Annotated in this window: 16 protein-coding genes, 1 pseudogene and 1 riboswitch; all 17 genes and pseudogenes read left to right on the forward strand. The window is 59.1% G+C overall.

Annotated features, from left to right (window positions below):
* The first annotated feature begins 33 nt into the window (after positions 1-33).
* The 17 genes and pseudogenes from A6764_RS02010 to A6764_RS02090 all read left to right on the forward strand — a co-directional run bounded on the left by A6764_RS02010 (position 34) and on the right by A6764_RS02090 (position 21436).
* Positions 34-1479, forward strand: a complete 1446-nt coding sequence (locus tag A6764_RS02010; protein WP_083989850.1) for a degradosome RNA helicase CshA — start codon at positions 34-36, stop codon at positions 1477-1479.
* Between the two features lie 147 nt (positions 1480-1626).
* Positions 1627-2004, forward strand: coding sequence for a PH domain-containing protein (locus A6764_RS02015; RefSeq protein ID WP_029100496.1), 378 nt, complete (start codon positions 1627-1629; stop codon positions 2002-2004).
* A gap of 705 nt (positions 2005-2709) precedes the next feature.
* Positions 2710-4104, forward strand: coding sequence for a PTS mannitol transporter subunit IIBC (locus tag A6764_RS02020; protein ID WP_029100495.1), 1395 nt, complete (start codon positions 2710-2712; stop codon positions 4102-4104).
* Between the two features lie 60 nt (positions 4105-4164).
* A complete protein-coding gene (locus tag A6764_RS02025) occupies positions 4165-6273 on the forward strand; it encodes a BglG family transcription antiterminator (RefSeq protein WP_065067505.1) in 2109 nt (702 codons plus the stop codon).
* Positions 6274-6275: 2 nt separating this feature from the next.
* Positions 6276-6713: a PTS mannitol transporter subunit IIA gene (locus A6764_RS02030; protein ID WP_029100493.1), complete on the forward strand. Its 438-nt coding sequence runs from the start codon at positions 6276-6278 to the stop codon at positions 6711-6713.
* Positions 6714-6715: 2 nt separating this feature from the next.
* The gene (locus A6764_RS02035) at positions 6716-7876 is read left to right on the forward strand and encodes a mannitol-1-phosphate 5-dehydrogenase (protein WP_029100492.1); all 1161 of its coding nucleotides are present in this window, start codon (positions 6716-6718) and stop codon (positions 7874-7876) included.
* Between the two features lie 16 nt (positions 7877-7892).
* Complete coding sequence (gene ptsP / locus A6764_RS02040; RefSeq protein WP_264622373.1) at positions 7893-9602, forward strand: phosphoenolpyruvate--protein phosphotransferase; 1710 nt, start codon at positions 7893-7895, stop codon at positions 9600-9602.
* A 15-nt stretch (positions 9603-9617) separates the two neighbouring features.
* Positions 9618-9878, forward strand: coding sequence for an HPr family phosphocarrier protein (locus A6764_RS02045; RefSeq protein WP_029100490.1), 261 nt, complete (start codon positions 9618-9620; stop codon positions 9876-9878).
* A 200-nt stretch (positions 9879-10078) separates the two neighbouring features.
* The gene (locus A6764_RS02050; protein WP_065067504.1) at positions 10079-11617 is read left to right on the forward strand and encodes a PucR family transcriptional regulator; all 1539 of its coding nucleotides are present in this window, start codon (positions 10079-10081) and stop codon (positions 11615-11617) included.
* 257 nt (positions 11618-11874) lie between these two features.
* Complete coding sequence (locus A6764_RS02055; protein WP_065067503.1) at positions 11875-12624, forward strand: IclR family transcriptional regulator; 750 nt, start codon at positions 11875-11877, stop codon at positions 12622-12624.
* Between the two features lie 26 nt (positions 12625-12650).
* The gene (locus A6764_RS02060) at positions 12651-14264 is read left to right on the forward strand and encodes an OPT/YSL family transporter (protein ID WP_065067502.1); all 1614 of its coding nucleotides are present in this window, start codon (positions 12651-12653) and stop codon (positions 14262-14264) included.
* Positions 14265-14276: 12 nt separating this feature from the next.
* Positions 14277-15338, forward strand: coding sequence for an S-methyl thiohydantoin desulfurase family protein (locus A6764_RS02065; RefSeq protein ID WP_029100486.1), 1062 nt, complete (start codon positions 14277-14279; stop codon positions 15336-15338).
* A gap of 24 nt (positions 15339-15362) precedes the next feature.
* Entirely contained in the window at positions 15363-16295 is a 933-nt protein-coding gene (locus A6764_RS02070) for a DUF1177 domain-containing protein (RefSeq protein ID WP_029100485.1), read from the forward strand.
* Positions 16296-16336: 41 nt separating this feature from the next.
* Positions 16337-17017, forward strand: a complete 681-nt coding sequence (locus A6764_RS02075) for an AroM family protein (protein ID WP_035290203.1) — start codon at positions 16337-16339, stop codon at positions 17015-17017.
* A 57-nt stretch (positions 17018-17074) separates the two neighbouring features.
* Positions 17075-17974: pseudogene (locus A6764_RS02080) on the forward strand (aminopeptidase).
* Positions 17975-18177: 203 nt separating this feature from the next.
* Complete coding sequence (locus A6764_RS02085) at positions 18178-19599, forward strand: alanine/glycine:cation symporter family protein (RefSeq protein ID WP_065067501.1); 1422 nt, start codon at positions 18178-18180, stop codon at positions 19597-19599.
* A 215-nt stretch (positions 19600-19814) separates the two neighbouring features.
* Positions 19815-19914: riboswitch (purine riboswitch) on the forward strand.
* Positions 19915-20002: 88 nt separating this feature from the next.
* The gene (locus A6764_RS02090) at positions 20003-21436 is read left to right on the forward strand and encodes an NAD(P)/FAD-dependent oxidoreductase (RefSeq protein ID WP_065067498.1); all 1434 of its coding nucleotides are present in this window, start codon (positions 20003-20005) and stop codon (positions 21434-21436) included.
* The last annotated feature ends 33 nt before the right edge of the window (positions 21437-21469 follow it).

The following is a 21469-nucleotide window of genomic DNA, read 5'->3' on the forward strand; positions in this document are numbered from 1 at the left end:
AAGCGAAATGAAGAAAAAGGAGATTGACGATCATTGACAACGTTTTATGAGTTTGGGCTGCACCACCTGGTGACACGGGCCCTAAAAGAAGTGGGGTACGCAGAAGCGACCCCGATTCAAGACCAAACCATTCCCATCGCCTTGACGGGCAAGGACCTGATCGGTCAGGCGCAGACCGGGACGGGAAAAACCGCCGCCTTTGGCATTCCCCTGGTGGAGAAGGCGAACGTAGACCAGGAACAAATCCAGGCGGTCGTGTTGACGCCGACGCGCGAATTGGCGGTTCAGGTAGCGGAAGAGCTGAACAAGATCGCCCGGTACAAAGGGGTGGTGGCCCTGCCTATCTACGGAGGGCAGGATATTCAACGGCAGATTGCGGCACTGAAAAAACGGCCACAGATCATCGTCGCGACACCGGGCCGTTTCATGGATCACATGAACCGGAAAACGATCCGGCTTCAGTCCGTGAAAATGGTTGTGCTGGACGAAGCGGATGAGATGCTGAACATGGGATTCATCGACGACATCAAGGTGATCCTGAAGGAAATGCCGACACAACGGCAAACCCTGCTGTTTTCCGCCACCATGCCCAAGGCCATCCAGGAGATTGCCCGCCGATTCATGCATGACCCCGTGACCATTTCCATCCAACCCAAGGAAGTGACGGTCTCCAACATCCGGCAGCAGTACATGGAAGTGACGGAGAACCAAAAATTCGACGTGCTGTGCCGTTTGCTCGATATTCACATGCCGGAGTTGGCCATCGTCTTCGGACGGACAAAACGGCGGGTGGACGAACTGTCGGAAGCGCTGACCAAACGGGGATACGGAGCGGAGGGGATCCACGGCGACTTGAACCAGGCCAAGCGGGACAGCGTGCTGCGCCGGTTTAAGGAAGGGACGATCGAGGTGTTGGTCGCCACCGATGTGGCCGCCAGAGGTCTGGATATCAGCGGGGTTACCCACGTGTATAACTTTGATATTCCGCAGGGCGCGGAAAGCTACGTCCACCGGATCGGCAGGACGGGCCGGGCGGGCAAGACGGGTTTGGCGATTACCTTTGTCACGCCGCGTGAAGCGGATCATCTGCGGTACATCGAGAAGACCACCATCCGCAAAATGGAGCGGCTTCCGGTCCCGAGCATGGCCGAGGCGTTCGAGGGCCAGAAGCGGTTGGCCGTGGAGAAACTGTTGGAAGCGACGGGAGAAGGCAATCTGAACCTCTACAAAGCGATGGCCGAGCAGTTACTCAACGAGGTGGATTCCGTGACATTGGTTTCCGCCGCCCTCAAGATGCTGACCAAGGAACCGGACACCACACCGGTCCGCCTGACTGACGAGAAGCCGCTGAGGGTTGCGAAAAAAGGGTACCGACAGCGGCAGAGCAAGAGGGTATCGGAGCGGCAAGCGAGGCCGGCCCGGGGAAAGGACGGCCCACGGTTGGAAAGAGACGGGATGAGCGGCCGTTTTAGTTCATAATCAATACACCCAGCTGTCAGGATCGCGGCTGGGTTCATGTTTTCCTCCTGGTTCCTTTCCGAACGGCGTTTGGCCGGTTGATTTTGGAGTGATGAATGATAATATAGGCATGTGCAAGCGAAAAGAGTAAAACGAGGGGGCGGGATGATGAGCATTTTTGACGGTCTGATGGGAAACGCGTCAGAGGTCAGCATCGCGGAGGTGCAAAAGGAGTTTGCCAACATCCTGGCGGACCACGAGCGCATTGAAAAGGCGTATAAACTGATTCGGGACATGTTCCTTTTCACGGACAAACGCTTGATCCTGGTCGACCGGCAGGGAGTGACCGGAAAAAAGGTGGAGTACCATTCCATTCCCTACAGAAGCATTCATCATTTCAGCATTGAGACGGCGGGCCATTTCGATCTGGACGCGGAGTTGAAGCTCTGGATATCGGGGAGTGAGACGCCGATCATCAAGCAGTTCAACAGAAGCCTGGACATTTACGAACTGCAGCGCGTGCTTGCCACCTACGTGCTGCGGTAAGGCAATGGGGAGCCTTCACCTGTTGTATGGAGAGGACAGATCGTCTTGATTATAAGCATGATCTAACCTGCGCCCGGTACACCGATTGGGCGTTTTTTTGTGGTTGGCACGTGAACTCGTCACTTTTTTTCTTAAAAGGACGGCTTTACTACCTCCTTGATAGCCGCTCCGGAGAAATCTTTGAAAATTGCTCCTGAATGGCAAGCCACAATGCGGTTCGTTTGTGTCTCATTGTTACTGTTTTCCTTCGTTTTACTTAAATGGTAATATTTCCTATTTACATAGACGGTTACGTGTCGTTGTTGTTTCGGTTTTCCTCCAAATTATGGGCCGTTTCTTAAAGAATGAATCTCTCCCCTAAAACCCCAGTGTAAAATACGCTCCTGCCGAATGTGGGCGGCGCATGAAAGAGAAAATAACAGTAGAGAGTCAGTCGGACGATGAATGTCGCGGTGTGAGAGTGCACATACTCCAACAGACGTCTGACACACTAGGAAATATCGCGAACCTCCGTCACAAGCAGCCGCACCCGCTTTCCTGCAAAAAATACCAATTGGCTTTATTAACTTTTGTCAACAACCCAATGGACAAATCCCCACTTACATTTTGTTGAGACAGAAATGTAAACGCTTTATATTTGTAATAGGAGTCGTACAATTAAATTTTGTCAACAATATAGAGAAAAAAGAAGGGGGATGCAACAAGATGGAGAGCGGACTGCGCGTCTCTGTGCAAAAGTTTGGGCGTTTTTTAAGCGGCATGGTCATGCCCAACATTGGCGCGTTTATCGCCTGGGGCTTGATTACGGCGCTGTTTATTCCGACGGGCTGGCTGCCCAATGAACATATGGCCAAACTGGTTGGCCCGATGATTACCTATCTGCTGCCGCTGTTGATCGGTTATACGGGCGGCAAGATGATCCACGACGTGCGCGGCGGAGTCGTTGGTGCGGTGGCCACCATGGGTGTCGTCGTGGGGGCCGACATCCCGATGTTTCTGGGTGCCATGATCATGGGGCCGCTTGGCGGCTGGGTCATGAAAAAGGTGGACCAGTTGATCGAAGGGAAAGTGCGCTCCGGCTTTGAGATGCTGGTCAACAACTTCTCCGCCGGCATTGTCGGGGGGCTGTTGACGCTGCTGGCGTTCAACGCGATCGGGCCGGTCGTGGCCGGCTTGAGCAAAGCGCTGGCTTCCGGCGTACAAACGATTGTGGATGCCGGACTGCTGCCCTTGGCCAGCATCCTGATCGAACCGGCCAAGGTTCTGTTCCTGAACAACGCGATCAACCACGGCATTCTGAGTCCGATCGGACTGGATCAGGCGGCGAAGACCGGAAAGTCGATCTTCTTCCTGCTGGAGACCAACCCGGGTCCGGGGCTTGGCATCCTGCTGGCCTACTGGCTGGTGGGCAGAGGCACGGCGAAACAATCGGCGCCGGGTGCGGCGATCATCCACTTCCTGGGCGGCATTCACGAGATCTACTTCCCGTACATCCTGATGAATCCGCGCCTGATTCTGGCCGTCATCGGCGGCGGGATGACCGGTGTCTTTACCTTTACACTGTTAAACGCCGGCCTGGTGGCGCCGCCATCGCCGGGAAGCGTATTCGCGCTGAGCGCCATGGCACCCAAGGGTGGGCTGCTCCCGGTCCTGACCGGTGTCGTCGCGGCAGCCGCCGTCTCCTTCTTCATCGCGGCATTCCTGCTGAAACTGGGCGGGCAAGCTGAGGATGCGGACGAGCTGGAAAAAGCGACGGAAAAAATGCAGCAGCTCAAAGGCAAAAAGCAGGAGGAAGCTCAAGCCGACACGGCGGTGGCGGAGAAAAAAGAAGTCAAGAAAGTCGTCTTCTCCTGCGACGCCGGCATGGGTTCCAGCGCGATGGGAGCAGCGTCCCTGCGCAAGAAGTTCAAAGATGCAGGAATCGACATCACCGTCATCAATACGGCGATCAACGACATCCCGGACGACGCGGACATTGTCATCACGCACAAGTCGCTGACGGAACGGGCCAAGTTGAAGGCGCCGCAGGCGGAACACATTTCCATCGACAACTTCCTGAACAGCCCGGAGTATGACAAATTAGTCAAACGTTTAGGCTAAGAGGAATAAACGCTAGTGCAAACTAGCGTTTTCCGGCTTTGTACAAAAGGGGATGGAACGATGAGTGTATCCTCGAGACAACGGACGATCCTCGACATACTGCTGCAGGACGGACCGGGGCTTACCGTGGGCGCGATCGCCGAGCGGATCGGAGTCAGCGCCCGGACGATCCACCGGGAACTGGACGCCTTGGAAGACACGGTTCGCGAGCACGGCCTGGAGCTGGTGAGGAAGTCGGGATTGGGCGTGGAGCTGCATGGTCCGCCGGAGCAAAAGGAAGCGCTGCGCCTGGCGCTGTTTGACCTGACGACGACCGAGTACACCGCGGAAGAGCGGAAAGTGATCATTTTGTGCACGCTGCTGGAGGCGACCGAGCCGGTCAAGCTGATCTCGCTGGCGCTCGACCTGAAAGTGACGACGGCCACGATCAGCCATGACCTGGACGATCTGGAGGACGTGCTGGACAAATACGGTCTGTCGCTGGTGCGCAAGCGGGGCTACGGCGTGGAAATCCAGGGCTCCGAGTCGGCCAAGCGGCAGGCGATCAGCCGGCTGATCGCGGAACATTTGAACGAACACGAACTGATCGGGCTGATCAAGGAAAACATCCAGAACAAATCGCTGCGCGACATCGACTCCATCTCGGAGCGCCTGTTGGGGCTGGTCGACAAGGAAAAGCTGATCAAGGTGGAAAACGCCCTGAAGCACGTGGAGGACGACCTGCCTTACCCGCTGGCGGACAGCGCCTACATCGGTCTGGTGATTCACCTCGCACTCGCCGTCGAGCGGATCGAAAAGGGAGAGAGCATCCACTTTGACGAACATACCCTGAGCGAACTGCAGGGTACACCGGAGTATCAGGCGGCGGAGAGGATCATGGAGCGGCTGACGCACATTTTCCAGATGGAGATTCCCGCCGCGGAGATCGGGTATATCACCATGCACTTGCGGGGGGCCAAGCTGCGAAGCGCCCATGAGGATCTCTACTGGCCGGGAAATGTGGAGCTGATGGCCAAGACGCAGCGGTTTATCCGGCTCTGCGAAGATCGGCTGCAGATTCCCCTGCGGTACGATTCGTCCCTGTTTCACGGACTGCTGACGCACATGGAGCCGGCCCTGTACCGGCTCAAGCGCCAGATGGAAATCCGCAATCCGATTCTGGAGCAGATCCGGGACAATTACCCGGAATTGTTCCGCGTCGTCCGGGAAGCGGTCTCGGAGGTGTTTCCCGAGCTGCATGTGCCGGACGAAGAGATCGGCTATCTGGTGATGCACATTGGCGCGGCCGTGGAACGGACGTCACAGGCGCATCAGCGCTATCGGGCGCTGGTTGTCTGCTCCAGCGGGATCGGGTCTTCCAAGATTCTGGCGACCCGGATCAAAAAGGAGATTCCGGAGATCGTCAGCCTGCAGAACCTGTCGTTGTTCGAGGTGGGGCGAATCCCCAAAAGCGAATACGATGTCATCATTTCCACCATCCCCTTGCCGATGGACCCGAGCGAGTACGTTGTGGTCAGCCCCCTGCTGCCAAAAGAGGACATCCAGAAGATCGCCTACCATCTTCACAACCTGAGTCGGTCGCGTGCATCCCGTGCCACAGAGGCCGTTCGTGCGGGCGGGGAAGGGCCGGAGCAGCGGTTGAAAGCGATGCACCGGTATGCGGGATATGCGGTCGAACTCTTGGACGGGTTTCAGATGCGGCGGCTGGAGAATCACAGCGGGGACATCCGGGAGATTCTGGACCGGATTTGCGGCGATTTGGTCCAACTTGGCGCCATTCGGGAAGCCGAACCGGTCGTCCGGCAGCTCCTGCAACGGGAGAGACTGGGCGGCTTGGGCATTCCGGGCACGACGCTGGCGCTGTTTCACGGCAAACACGAACAGGTAGTCCGGCCGTCGTTTACGGTGCATGTGCTGCGCCAGCCGATCCGGCTGAGGTCGATGGACGAACGGGAGATGCCGATCAAAAACCTGCTCCTGCTCCTGGGGCCAAGGGATGTGCCCAAAGAAGGATTGGAAGTGCTGAGCGAGATCAGCTCCCTCTTGATCGAGGAAGAGATGATCGCCGCACTGGAAGCGGGCGACCGGCAGCGGATCGCCGACTGCCTGGCAGAGAGACTCTATCAGTTTTGTCGAAAAAAAACGGGAATGGAGAGAGCGCAACAATGAGTATGGCAACCAAAGTATTATCCGCAGAAAAAATCATGCTGAATGCAAAAGTGGCCGACAAGACGGAAGCCATCCGCCTGGCCGGCGAGCTGCTGGTGAAGGCGGGCCACGTCACGGCGGACTATGTGGACAAAATGCTGGAGCGGGAAGAGATCGTGACCACCTATATCGGAAGCGGCGTAGCCATCCCGCACGGCACCAACGAATCCAAAGAGGCCATTCGCTCGACCGGCATCTCCGTGGTGCAGATTCCGGACGGCGTCGATTTTGGGGAAGGAAACACGGCGTACCTGCTGATCGGGATCGCCGCTGTCGGTGACGAACACCTGGAGCTTCTGTCCAATATCGCTGTGATCTGCTCCGACGAGGCAAATGTCAACCGCGTTGTTCAAGCGAAGACGGCGGAAGAGATCATCGCACTGTTTGAAGAGGGGATGTAATCATGCTGGCTGTTCATTTTGGAGCGGGGAACATCGGAAGAGGCTTTATCGGTCAACTGCTTCACCAGGCTGGGTACGAGGTCTGCTTCATCGATGTCAATCAGGAGCTCGTCGATGAGATCAACAGCCGGAAAGCGTACTCGGTTCAACTGGCGATGGAAGGAACGCCGGTTTCCGTCGTGGAAGGTGTCCGGGCCATCCACGGCCAGGATACGGAGGCTGTCGCCGAGGCGATCGCGGATGCCGATCTGGTCACCACGGCCGTGGGGCCCAATGTGCTGCCCCATATCGCTTCCGCCATCGCGGCAGGCATCACTCGGCGGATCACACACACCGATCGGCCGCTGAACGTCATCGCCTGCGAAAACATGATCGGCGGCAGTGCGCAGTTGAAAACCCACGTGTTCGCGCAGCTCGATGAAGCGGTCCGGGCAAAGGCGGAGAAGCTGGTCGGCTTCCCCAACGCGGCCGTCGACCGCATCGTGCCCCTGCAAAAACACGAGGACAAGCTGCTGGTAACGGTAGAGCCGTTTTTCGAATGGGCCGTCGATCAATCGCATATCATCGGGGACATCCCGCAAATCGAAGGTGTCACTTATGTAAATGACTTGACGCCCTATATCGAGCGGAAGTTGTATACTGTAAATACGGGGCATGCGATGATCGCCTATCTGGGCTATCAGATGGGGTATGCCGCCATTGACGAAGCGATTCGGGACGACGAGATTCTCCGCGCGACCCGGCAGGCCCTGCAGGAGACGGGAGCGCTCCTGGTCGCCAAGCACGGCTTTGACAAGGGGCAGCATGAGGAGTACGTGGAAAAGATTCTTGGCCGATTCGCCAACCCGTACATCACCGACCAGGTGACGCGCGTGGGACGTTCGCCCATTCGCAAACTGGCCCCGCAAGACCGGCTGGTTGGTCCGGCGATGCAGTGCTTCGATCACGGAATCGTGCCGGAGCATCTGGGGCTGGGGATCGCAGCCGCCCTGCTGTTTGATTTCCGGGAGGACCCCGAGGCGGTCCAACTGACGGAAGATATCCAGCGGTTCGGACTGGAACACGTTCTCAAGACGTACACCGGCATTCGCGTGAATCACGCCCTCTTTTCCATCGTGATGAACCACGCCCGGGAGTTGCAGGCCAGAAGAAAGACAAACTAAGAGAGGAGGAGGGCATGTGTCCAAAACAATCGTTGGCGTTGCCGCATCGTCCGGGGTGGCGATTGGCAAGGCGTTTTTGCTCGCCAATCCCCACTTGCAGATCGAAACGGTCTCGGTCGAGGACCCGTCGAGCGAAATCAAGCGTTTGACGGATGCCCTGGAACAGGCGAAGGCAGATCTGCGGGAGATCAGCGAGCGCGCAGAAAGGGAAATGGGGCCGGACAAGGCGGCAATTTTTCAAGCCCATCTCCTGGTCCTGGAAGATCCTGAACTGGTGGAGACGGTGAAGGGAAAAATCGCCGCGGAAAAGGTAAACGCGGAAAGTGCGCTGCACGAGACGGCGCAGACCTTCATCGAGCTGTTTGAGCAGATGGACAACGAGTACATGAAAGAGCGGGCGGCGGATATTCGCGACGTGACCAAGCGGGTGCTCTGCCATCTGCTGGGCGTGGAGTTTGCGGCGCCGAGCGATCTGGCCGAAGAGGTGATTCTCGTGGCGGAGGACCTGACGCCGTCGGATACCGCCCAACTGGATCGCCGCTATGTCAAAGGCTTTGTCACGGACATCGGGGGCCGTACCTCCCACTCCGCAATCATGGCCCGCTCCCTGGAAATCCCCGCGGTGGTGGGGACGACGGACGTGACCCGGGAGGCAGCGGCCGGGGTGACGATCATTCTGGACGGGCATGAAGGTCTCGTCATCATCGACCCCACTCCGGAAGAGACAGGAGAACGAGTACGAGAGACAAAGAGCGAGCTGGCCAAACTGGTCCATACCGCTACCACAAGCCAGGACGGCGTTCACGTCGAGCTGGCCGCCAACATCGGCAGTGTGCAGGATCTGGCCGGCGCTCTGGAGAACGGAGCGGAAGGCGTCGGGCTGTTCCGCACGGAATTCCTCTACATGGGGCGGGATGATTTTCCGTCGGAGGACGAGCAGTTCCAGGCCTACAAGCAGGTGCTGGAGCAAATGGGCGAAAAGCCCGTCGTCATCCGCACGCTTGACATCGGCGGGGACAAGCACTTGGCGTACATGAACCTGCCGCAGGAGATGAACCCGTTCCTGGGATTCCGCGCCATTCGCCTCTGCCTGGAGCAGCAGGACCTGTTTCGGACGCAGCTTCGCGCCCTGCTGCGGGCGAGCGCTTATGGCAACCTGAAAATCATGTTCCCGATGATTGCCACCCTGGAAGAGTTTCGTCAGGCCAAAGCGGTGCTGGCAGAGGAGAAACAAGCCCTGCTGGACAAGGGCATCGCCGTATCGGATCGGCTGGAAGTGGGTATCATGATTGAGATCCCGGCGGCAGCACTGATCGCCGATCAATTTGCCAAGGAAGTGGACTTCTTCAGCATCGGCACCAACGATCTGATTCAGTACACGATGGCGGCCGACCGGATGAACGAGCGGGTCTCGTACCTGTACCAGCCCTATCATCCCGCTGTTCTGCGCCTGATTCACCGCGTCATCCAGGCGGCTCATGCGGAAGGCAAGTGGGTCGGCATGTGCGGCGAAATGGCCGGAGATCCGGTGGCCATCCCGATTCTGCTGGGAATGGGACTGGACGAGTTCAGCATGAGCGCCGGCAGCATCCTGCCCGCCCGCTATCAGATCAGCCGCTTGTCCAAGGAGACGGCGGCCGGTTACACGGACACCATCTTGTCGATGAGCACGTCGCAAGAAGTGGAAGCGTTTGTTCGAAAAACCTTTGCAGGAAACGGCATGTAAGGAAGGTGTACCCCCATGATCGAAAAGAAAGTGGTCGTCGAGCTGCCGCACGGTCTGCATGCCAGACCGGCAGCCAATTTTGTGCGCCTGGCGTCGTCTTTCGCCAGTGAGATCAAGATTGTCAAAAACGAAAAAACAGCCAACGGAAAAAGCATCATGGGCATTATGTCCATGGCGGTCGCCAAAGGCGAGGAAATTACGCTGATTGCCGACGGTGCCGACGAAGCGGAAGCCATCGCCGCTTTGGAGAAGGCGCTGAAGGAGCAGGAAGCGTGACGACACCCTGCCGGTTGCGGCGCAACGAACACTCTGTCCAGTGAGGACAGGGTGTTTTTTTGTTGGCGGGCCGGCCGCAGGCGGGGAGGCGGTAAAAGAATGGCGGCGGAAACGTACCGGCTCTTTTTCGCAATTTTTCATGGGAACAAAAACGGGAATCATGATAGCATCGGGATAAAACGGAGAGATGAGGTGAACGGATGGCGACCTCTCCTTTTACGGTCGAACAGCTGCTGCAGCTCCCCGTCTTCCGGCAAGCCAAGGTGCTGGCCGGAAGCGGCGGGCTGACAAACGAAATCTACTACGTGGATGCGATGGAGATTCCCGATTTGACCGGGTGGCTGCGTCCCAACGAACTGATCGTGACCACCGGGTATTCGGTCCGCCATGAGCCGTTCCTGCTGTGCCGCCTGCTGGACGAGATGCATCGGGTGGGTGGGGCGGCTGTTGCGATCAAGACCAAACGCTTTTTGCAGGATGTCCCGGCGGACGCGCTCCGCAAAAGCGACGCGTACCGCATTCCGCTGATCGATATTCCGGCGGAGATTCCGTCCATCGATCTGACCCACTCCGTGATGGAGGTGTTGGTCAACCGGCAGGCGGCCGTGCTGCGGGAAGTGCAGGAGGTCAACCAGCAGTTCACCAACCTGGTGCTGAACCGGCGGACGACGGAACTGGTTGTCTTGATCGGGCAGCTGCTGCACTGCGAAGCGGCCGTGCTCGATCAGGAGGGAAACGTGGAGAGCAGCACGTCCCGCTTTTCGGAGCGGGAAATCGCGGAGAAGCGCAGCGTGCAGGTGGGCAGCCGGGTGCTCGGCTATCTGGCGATCAGCCGCAGGCTGGAGGAGCAGGACCGGTTTGCGCACATGTGTCTGGAACAGGCTGTCACGATCCTGGCGATCGAATTCACCATTCGCCAGTCGCTGCAATTGCAGCGGGAGCGGGAACAGGAGTCGTTTCTCGTCGACCTGCTGTCCGGCACGTCCGGCGAGGAGGAACTGCTTCGCTACCGGGCCAAGCAGTTGGGAATTCCGCACGGTGCCCGTCAGTACGTGATGGTGATCCGGCCGTGCCGGGAGGAAGAGCGGCAGGGGGAAACGATGGACGACCTGCTGCACGACCTGCTGAAGGACATCCAGGCCGGCGAAAAAACGACGCGCAGGGGCGTGCTGGTCGGCGGCGAGATTGCCGTGCTCTGCACCACGGCGCACCGGGATGTGGCCCGGCAGCGCGAGGAAGCGGTTGACTATCTGCGGGCACTGACCCAATCGGGAAAACGGTCGGCCGATCGCAAGCGGTTGGTGTGTGGCGTAGGAGGCGTTCGTGAGCGCCTGGAGGAGATCACCGAGAGCTACCGCGAGGCCCAAAAAGCGCTTCGGATCGGCAGCCTCGTGCGGCCCAGGGAGCGGATTGTCCACTTTCACGACGTGCTGGTGGAAGACCTGCTGCAGGACGCCACCGGACATCCGTCCCTGGCCGTACTGACGCAGACGCTGGTCGAACCGCTCGCGGCGTACGACCGGGAATACGGCACGGAATTGCTGCCCACGCTGGAATCGTTTTTGCGGACAGGCGGTCAGACCAAGCGGGTAGGTGAAGAGCTGTACATCCATCGCAATTCGGTCCTGTACCGGTTGGAGCGGATCCGGGACATTCTCGGGGTGGACTTGAACGATGCGGAAACCCGTTTGCGGCTGGACCTGGCGATCAGGGCGTGGAAGATGGCCGCTCGCGCTTGAGCGGCCGAACGATTTGTGACGCCGCCAAAAAATAAGCGCTTACTTTTGGGTCGCTTCCCATAGGGGGAGATGACCCGTTTTTGTTATAGTGGCAATTAACAAAATAATAAAAAATCGATTGCCAACCAAGGGAGGGAAGGGCTTTCCAGCAGATGAATCCACAGCGATTACCCTTGCCCGCGAGGCTTCCCCGTACGCATGCTGCGTCTGTAAAACGAAACACCGGTTCGATATGCGAAACAAAGGGCGGATGAAATGTGCTGAAAACGCTGGACAACGCTTTGCACCTGCTCAGGTATTTCACGCGGGAGCGGCCGCAGTGGGGCGTCAGGGAGCTGGCCCGGGAGATGAACATCAGCCACCCTGTCGTCTACCGGATGCTGGCGACGTTTGAGCGGCACGGGTTTCTGCGGCAGGACGAACAAACGCAAAAGTATGAACTGGGGATTACGTTTTTGGAGTACGGGGCCATTTTGCGGGACCATATGAGCATTACGCAAATCATCTATCCGGTCATGAAACGGCTGGCCGAAACAACGGGAGAATCCGTCATCCTGACCTGGCTCGACGGGATGGAGGGGATCTGCCTGGAGATGGCGGAGAGCACACAGCGGGTCAAATACGCCATGTCGGTGGGAAGCCGGACCCTTCTGTACGCCGGCGCCTCCAACAAGGTGATCATGGCCTACCTGCCGCCCCATGTGCAGGAAGCGATCATAGCCAAAGGGCTGAAACCGAAAACGGACAGGACGATCCTCGACAAGGACGAGCTGCTGCGCGATCTGGCGCGCATCAGGTCGGAGGGATGGGCGTATTCCGTGGGCGAGTATACGGAAAATGTGTTTGGCATCGCCGTGCCGCTGTTTGCTTACGACAAGCGGGTCGTCGCCTCGCTGACGATTGCCGGACCGGATTACCGGATGCCGGCGGACGCGGTGCCGGCGGCGCTGCGCGCATTGAAAGAGGCGCAGCAGGAGATACAGACGCTGCTGCAGCGCATTCAGTAAGTCAGGAGAAGGGGGTTGTATTCATCATGCAGCAACACAAGACGGACAAGGAGAAACATCCGTCCATTTTTGAACCGTTTGCCTTGTTCTTGAACATCGCCACCGCCGTGATCGGCGCCGTCATCGGCATGCAGCTCGTAACCACGCTGGGGATTACCCCCAACACGGCGATTATCGGCGCGCTGGTGGCGATGCTGATCGCCCGCATTCCCATCAGGATGTTTGCCAAGTACAAATCGATTCACCGCCAAAATCTGGTGCAGACTTCCATCTCGTCGGCGACGTTCGGGGCGGCCAACAGCCTGCTGATCCCGATCGGCATTCCGTTTGTGATGGGAGAGACGGACCTGATCATGCCGATGCTGATCGGAGCGGCGCTGGCGATGTTTGTGGACGCCGCACTGCTCTACAAACTGTTTGACTCCCGGATTTTCCCCGCCTCGGGCACATGGCCGCCCGGCGTGGCTACGGCCGAATCGATCATCGCCGGGGACAGAGGGGGCAAGCGGGCAGCCCTGCTCGGAGTAGGGGCCGCCGGCGGTCTGCTCGGTTCCTATCTGGGCGTCTCGATGTCCGCTTTTGGCGTGGCCTTTATCGGAAACATCTGGGCCCTGACGATGTTCGGCATCGGCCTTCTGCTGCGGCAATATTCGGTGCCGCTGTTCGGGATTGACGTCAACAAGATGTTCATCCCGCACGGCTTCATGATCGGCGCCGGTCTGGTCGCCCTCGTCCAGGTCACGATGATCATCATGAAGCGCAAGAAACAGGAGGCTCCGGCTTCGTCCGGAACGGCCGCCACAGAGGAGGAGACCTACACCCGCAGCGACCGGGAAACGACGCGGACGCTGGGATTGGGCTTTGCCGCCTACCTGGCCGTCGCCCTGGTTCTTGCCGTGCTGGGCGGATTGATGACCGAGATGTCGGCCGGCATGTTTGTCGCCTTTCTGCTGTTTGCCGCCTTTGCCGCCTACGTTCACGAGCTGATCGTCGGGATCGCGGCGATGCACTCGGGCTGGTTCCCGGCCTTTGCCGTGGCCCTGATTACCTTGATAATCGGGATGCTGATCGGCTTCCCGCCGGTGGCGCTGGGCCTCCTGGTCGGATTCAGCGCAGCGACCGGCCCCGCCTTTGCCGATATGGGCTACGACCTGAAAACCGGCCACATCCTGCGCGGCGGCGGCAAAGACAGGGAGTTCGAGCTGCACGGCCGCAAGCAGCAGTACATCACCGGCATGATCGCCTTTGGCGTGGCGCTGGTCGCCGTCCTCTTCACCTACAAAGGGTACTTTGCCGCAGGGTTGGTTCCGCCGGTCGACACCGTATACGTCAAGACGATCGAAGCGGGGACGTCGCCGGAAGTGGCGAAGCAGCTCTTCCTCTGGGCGATTCCCGGCGCCATCCTGCAGTTCCTGGGCGGACCCAGCCGCCAGTTGGGTGTCCTGTTTGCGACGGGCCTGCTGATTCTCAACCCGGGGGCCGGCTGGGCGGTCATTGCCGGGATTCTGATCCGCACCATCGTGCTGAAGGTAAAAGGCAGGGAAGCGGAGACGCCGATGAGCATTCTCGCGGCAGGTTTTATCGCCGGGGATGCGCTGTACAGCTTCTTTACCTCCGTATTCAAATTCAGCAAAAAGTAAGGGGATGCGAATATGGCGACAATCCTGTTGGACGGACGGATGATGGAGGCCGCCGTGTACGGCGGGGCCGTTCTCGGCGGCGGCGGTGGCGGGTGGATTGAGGACGGGCTGCAGATCGGCCGGCTCGCCCTGGAAGTGGGGCAGCCGCGGCTCGTCACGCCGGACGAACTGGCGGACGACGACCTGCTGGTGACGGTCTCGCTGGTCGGGGCTCCCGCCGCCAAAGAGAAATTCGTCAAGCCGATTCACTACGTGCGGGCGCTGGAGCTGCTCTCCGCAGCGGTCAAGCAGCCGTTGAAAGGCATCCATACCAACGAGAACGGCGCGGGCACCACTGTAAACGGCTGGTTTCAGGCAGCCGTCACCGGACTTCCCGTGGTGGATCTGCCGTGCAACGGGCGGGCTCACCCGACGGGAACGATGGGCTCGTTGAATCTGCACGAACAGGCCGGCTACGTCTCGCATCAGGCGGCGGTGGGCGGCCGCGGCAGCCGATACGTGGAGATGAGCGTCTCGTCCACGATTGAACAGGCCGCTTCGCTGATCCGCAGCGTCTCGGTTCAGGCGGGCGGACTGGTGGCCGTGGCCCGCAACCCGGTGACCGTGGCATACGCCAGGGAAAACGGCGCGCCGGGTGGGATTCGGCAGGCCATCAAAGTGGGCGAGGCCCTGCTTGACCACAAGGGAGAAGCGGCGATCGAAGCCGTCTGTGCCGCACTTGGCGGCCGGGTGGTCGTGGAAGGGGACGTCTGTGAATACACGCTGGAAACGACCGGCGGGTTTGACGTCGGCCGGGTGGTGATCGGCGATAGCGAGCTGACGTTCTGGAATGAGTACATGACGCTGGAACACGACGGCGAACGCCTGGCCACATTCCCCGACCTGATCATGACGCTGGACGCCCGGACAGCACGCCCGATTGTCTCGGCAGCCATTGAAAAAGGACAGGCGGTCACGGTCATCCACGTGCCGGCCCGGAATCTGATCCTGAGCGCCACCATGCGCAACCGGAGCTTGCTGAAGCCGATTGAAGACGTCATCGGCAAGCCGATCCTGCCCTATCTCGAATCGTGACAACATTGTGTGGAGGGGATACTCATGTCGTTGAAGCAGACGATCACCGTATTTGAAACCATGGACAGCGCGTATGTCAGCGGAGAAGCCATCAACAAACTGTTTGCCGCCTATCCGGAGATTCAGGTCAGCGTGCAGACCGTATCGGGCGAAAAAGGCAGCACCGATTTCGTGAAAATCGTCATTCCGGGCAGGAACGGCAAGTCCAGGGGAGGCACGGCACCCACGTTGGGGATCGTCGGCCGCCTCGGCGGCATCGGCGCCCGTCCAAGCCGGATCGGCCTGGTATCGGATGCCGACGGAGCCGTGGCTGCCGTGGCGAGCGCGCTCAAGCTGGCCGACATGCAGCAGCAGGGGGATGTGCTGAACGGCGACGTCATCGTGACCACGCACATCTGCCCGAACGCCCCCACGCGGCCGCATGAACCGGTCGACTTCATGGACTCTCCGGTCGACATTCTGACGATGAACCGGCATGAGATCGTTCCCGAGATGGAAGCGGTCCTGTCGATCGACACGACCAAGGGGAATCGCGTCATCAATCACAAGGGCATCGCCATTTCCCCGACGGTCAAGGAGGGATACATCCTGCGCGTCAGCGATGACCTGCTGCGGATCATGGAAATGACCACGGGACAGCTCCCCGTCACCTTCCCGATCACCACACAGGATATTACGCCGTACGGAAACGGCTTGTACCACATCAACAGCATCCTGCAGCCGTGCGTGGCGACGGACGCGCCGGTGGTCGGCCTGGCCATCACCGCCCAGTCGGCCGTGCCCGGCTGCGGTACCGGGGCCAGCCACGAGACGGACATCGCCCTGGCCGTGAAGTTCGCGGTGGAGGTGGCCAAGGAGTTTACCAACGGCACCTGCCGCTTCTACGACGCCGACGAGTTTGAGCGGATCACGTCGCTCTACGGTTCGATGAAAGTGCTGCAGACGATGGGCAGATAAACAGGCAGGGGGGAGGCCCCCTGTCATTTTTTCCAAGGGAGATGGTCACCGTGAAACGTCTGGGAATGATCACGATTGGGCAGGCCCCCCGCCCCGATGCGGCTCCCATGCTGGAGACGCATCTCGCCGGCCGGGCGGAACTGGTGCAGGCAGGAGTATTGGACGGTATGACGAAGCAAGACATTGAGGCCCATCTGGCCCCCGGTCCGGGCGAATACGTACTGACCTCCCGCATGGCCAACGGGGAAGCGGTCGTCGTATCGCGCGAGCGGATTCAACCGATGTTGCAGCGAAAGATCCACGAGATGGAGGAGACGGGCATCCGCACGATCCTGCTGTTCTGCACCGGGGTGTTCCCCGGCCTCTCGGCAGAGAAGGCGTTTTTGATCGAACCGGACCGCGTGATCCCGCCGACCGTGGCGGCGATGGTACGATCACGGCGTCTGGGCGTGATGGTGCCGCTCAAGGTGCAGGCCGAGGCGCTGCGGCCCAAGTATCTTCCGCATGGCCTGGATCCCGTGTTTGCCGTCGCCTCGCCGTACGATCGCGACGAGGAATCGCTTCGCGCGGCGTCCGAAGCGCTCAAGGACAAGGCGGACATCGTCCTGCTCGACTGCATGGGATACACGGAGGAGGCCCGCCGGCTGGTGGCGGAACAGACGGGCCTTCCGGTGATGTTGTCCAACGCCATCATGGCCAAGCTCGTATCGGAAATGATTTGAAAAGGATGATGAGACGTGAAGCTGACCGACATCAGCAAGGGACTATTGACCAACTGCATGGCCCTCAAGCCGGGCGAATCCTTTTTGGTGGTCGCCGACGACGCCAAACGGGAGTTGGGGGAAGCGCTGTGGGAAGCCGGCCGACAGTTGGGGGCGGAAGCGGTGCTGATGGTCATGACCCAGCGGGAGAAATCCGGCCAGGAGCCCCCGGCGGCTGTCAGTGAAGCGATGAAGCGCTCCGACGTCGTAGTCTGTGTCACGGAGCATTCCCTCACCCATACCCGTGCGCGCAAAGAGGCCGTTGCGAACGGAGCCCGTTTGGCGACGATGCCGTCGATCACCCCGGACATGTTTCGGGAGGGAGCGATCACGGCCGATTACAGCCAGGTGAAAGCCTTGACGGAGAAAGTGGCCGATCTGCTCAGCAGGGCGCAAACGGTGCGCATTGAAAAGGAAGGGAAGACGCTCGCGTTTTCCATCGCCGGGCGGAGTGGAATCGCCAGCACCGGCGTCTACGTCAATCCCGGCGAGTCGGGCAACCTGCCGTCCGGAGAAGCGTATGTGGCTCCGGTGGAGGGAACGGCCGAGGGGCAGATCGTGGTGGACGGCTCGATTTCCGGCATCGGGTAAATCGACAGTCCGCTCGTGCTGACCGTTCGCCAGGGACGCATCGTGGACGCGGCAGGAGCGGAAGCGGAACGGCTGCTGCAAACCCTCGGCGATGGAGACGGCCGCCTGCTTGGCGAGTTTGGCATTGGCACCAACGACAAGGCCCGCATCACCGGTGTGGTCCTGGAAGACGAAAAGGTGTACGGCACGATACACGTGGCGTTTGGCAGCAACAACACCTTTGGCGGAACGATTGCCGCAGGCGTGCACATCGATCTGGTCGTGAAAGAGCCGGACGTGTACCTGGACGACAAGTTGATCATGAAAAGAGGAAAGCTGCTGTCCTAGGCGGACGGCGCTGCCCGGTTCCGGATGGGGACCGGGTTTTGTTATGCCATCCTCGATTGGCTGTTCCTGCTTGGGGGTTTTTTCCTTCCAGCGAACATTCATGTTGGCAGGGTTTCTTTTTGAAAGTTTTGTGATAAACTATCTTGCGTATTGCCTTTTGATATATTCAGGCTGTGGGGGAGTGTGGGCAAGTGTCGATCCTTTTGGGATTATTGGAGAAAGCTGTGGCGGCGGCAAACGATTTGCTCTGGTCCAAGATTCTGATCGCCCTGTTGATTGTGTTGGGCGTCTATTTTACGTTGCGGACAAAGTTTGTTCAGTTCCGATTGGCGGGCGAAATGTTCCGTCTCCTCGGAGAAGGCACAGCGGACAAGAAAAAGGGGAGCATCTCGTCCTTTCAGGCATTCTGTATCAGCACCGCATCCCGGGTCGGGACCGGGAATCTCGCTGGTGTGGCCATGGCGATTTCCGTCGGCGGCCCCGGTGCGGTGTTCTGGATGTGGCTGATCGCCCTGATCGGGTCGGCGTCCGCATTTGTGGAAAGCACGCTGGCGCAAATTTTTAAAGTGAAAGATAAAGACGGCTTCCGCGGCGGCCCTGCCTACTACATGGAAAAAGGGCTGAAAAAGCGCTGGATGGGCATCCTGTTCGCCATACTGATCACGTTCAGTTTTGGTCTCGTCTTCAATGCCGTGCAGGCCAACACGATTTCGCAGGCGTTTCAGACGGCGTATGGCGTTCCTCCTGTCGTGATGGGGCTGATTCTGGCGGCCATTACGGGCATCATCGTCTTCGGCGGCGTCAAGCGTGTGGCAAAGGTCGCTGAATACCTCGTGCCGGTCATGGCGGGCGCGTACGTCTTGGTGGCGCTGTACGTGGTCGTGACCAACATCACCCAACTGCCGGGCGTTCTGCTCTTGATCGTCAAATCCGCGTTCGGCCTGGAACAGGTTGCTGGCGGCGGGATGGGTGCTGCGGTGATGCAGGGAATCAAGCGCGGTCTCTTCTCCAATGAGGCGGGGATGGGGAGCGCGGCCAATGCTGCGGCCACCGCTGATGTGACCCATCCGGCCAAACAAGGGCTGATTCAAGCACTGGGCGTGTTTGTCGACACGCTGGTGGTTTGCAGCGCGACGGCGTTTATCGTGCTTCTGTCCGGCGTATACACGACAGAGGGGCTGGACGGCATCGCTCTGACGCAAGCGGCGCTCAGTACGCATGTGGGCGCATGGGCGGGTATGTTTGTCGCTGTCATCGTATTCCTGTTTGCCTTCAGTTCGGTCATCGGCAACTACTATTACGGGGAGACCAACATCGAGTTCATCAAGACCGACAACACCTGGTTGACACTCTACCGCCTGGCCGTGGTCGGCATGGTGATGTTCGGGTCCGTGGCGAAAATCAGCATCGTCTGGGATCTGGCCGACCTGTTTATGGCGTTGATGGCGCTGTTGAATCTCGCTGCGATCGCGCTGTTGGGTAAAGTCGCGTTCGCCGCATTGAACGATTATACGAAACAATTGAAGTCCGGTCAAAATCCGGTTTTCCGTGCCAGCAACATTCCTGGGCTGTCTGATGTGGAGTGCTGGCCGGAAGAGAAGACGAAGAACACGATGGCGTCGTAACAGCTGGATAGCCGGGTGGAAAAAGCGGGAGCAATCCCGCTTTTTTTATTCGGCAGAGGCAAGTGTGCCGATTTTAATATTCGGATTTTAGTCGTCAGACGACTGATCTCCCCAATGTTATTCGCCTGTTTTTGGTGAAACACGAATAAAATTAACCAAAGTGGTTGACATAATTAACATCGTGCGTTATTATGCAAAGTGTTGTCAAACCGCATACGCATACATTTCGCACGATTCGTATATCCTCAATAATAGGGTTTGGGGGTCTCTACAAGGAACCGTAAATTCCTGGCTACGAATGGGTGTCATTGACATACCCGTTCGTCGGTCAGGATTTTTTTGTGCAGCGGTTCTGCGAACGGGATTCTTCAAGGGATTGTCCGATACGGAGGAGGTTGCGATCATGAACAAGTACGATGTCATTGTCGTAGGGGCAGGCCCTGCGGGAATTTTCGCCAGCTATGAGCTCACGCTGAAGGCGCCGGGTGCCAAAGTTCTGTTGATTGATAAAGGGCACGACATCTACTCCAGGCGATGCCCGATCCTGGAGGAGAAGATCAAGCTGTGTCCGCCGCCGGCCGGCAAAAAGGAGTACGCCGGCTGTCTGCCCGCCTGCTCCATCACCAGCGGGTTTGGCGGAGCGGGCGCATACAGCGACGGGAAGTTCAACATTACCACCGAGTTTGGCGGCTGGATGACCGATTACCTCAGTCCGTCCCAGGTGCTGGAACTGATCACGTACGTCGACCAGATCAACCTGAAGCACGGCGCGACGACGACGATCACCGACCCGACCACGGAGACGATCAAGAGCATCGAGCAGCGCGCGTACGCCGCCGGGCTGAAGCTGCTGCGGGCGCGGGTGCGCCACCTGGGCACGGAGCAAAACCTGCAGATTCTGCAGTCCATCTACGAGTACCTGAACGAGCGGATCGACATGATGTTCAAGACGGAAGTGGAGGACATCCTGACGGTGAAGGAAGAGGACGGGTACCGCGTCACCGGCGTGGTGCTGAAAAACGGGGACGAGTACCACAGCGACTACGTGGTGATCGGACCGGGGCGGGACGGTTCCGCCTGGCTGACCAGCATCCTGAAAAAACGCCGCCTGAAAATGTACAACAACCAGGTGGACGTCGGAGTGCGCGTGGAGACGTCCGATGTGGTGATGCGGGAGATCAACGAGCATCTGTACGAGGGTAAATTCATTTTCAACACGTCGGTGGGGACGCGGGTCCGCACGTTCTGCAGCAACCCGTCCGGCCACGTGGTGGTGGAAAACCACAGCGGGGTGATGGCGGCCAACGGCCACTCCTACAAAGATCCGGCGCTCGGCTCCAACAACACCAACTTTGCGCTGCTGGTGTCCCACAAGTTTACCGAGCCGTTTGACAAGCCGAACGAGTACGCCCGCGAAATCTGCAAACGGGCCAACGACCTCTCCAACGGCGGCGTCATCGTGCAAAAGTACGGGGACATCCTGCGCGGCCGCCGCTCCACCGAAGCACGGATCAAGGAAGGCTTCCTGGAGCCGACCTTGAAAGAGGCGGTGCCGGGCGACCTCGGTCTGGTCCTGCCGTACAACACGATGAAAAGCCTGATCGAAATGGTGGAAGCGCTGGACAAGGTAACGCCGGGGATCGCGTCGGAACACACGCTGTTCTACGGGGTCGAGGCGAAGTTTTACTCGGCCCGTCCCAAGCTGACGGACGAATTTGAGACGGAAATCAAAGGGCTGTTCTGCGGCGGCGACGGCGCGGGCATCACCCGCGGATTGGCCCAGGCCGGTGCGGCCGGCGTGTGGATGGCCCGCAACATCATCAAGCGGCTGTCGTAAGCCGTCCGCTGTCGGAGCACCGCAGCGCGTTGA

Origin of the sequence: Brevibacillus sp. WF146, assembly GCF_001673705.2 — a bacterium.
GTDB classification, from domain to species: Bacteria; Bacillota; Bacilli; order Brevibacillales; family Brevibacillaceae; genus Brevibacillus; species Brevibacillus thermoruber.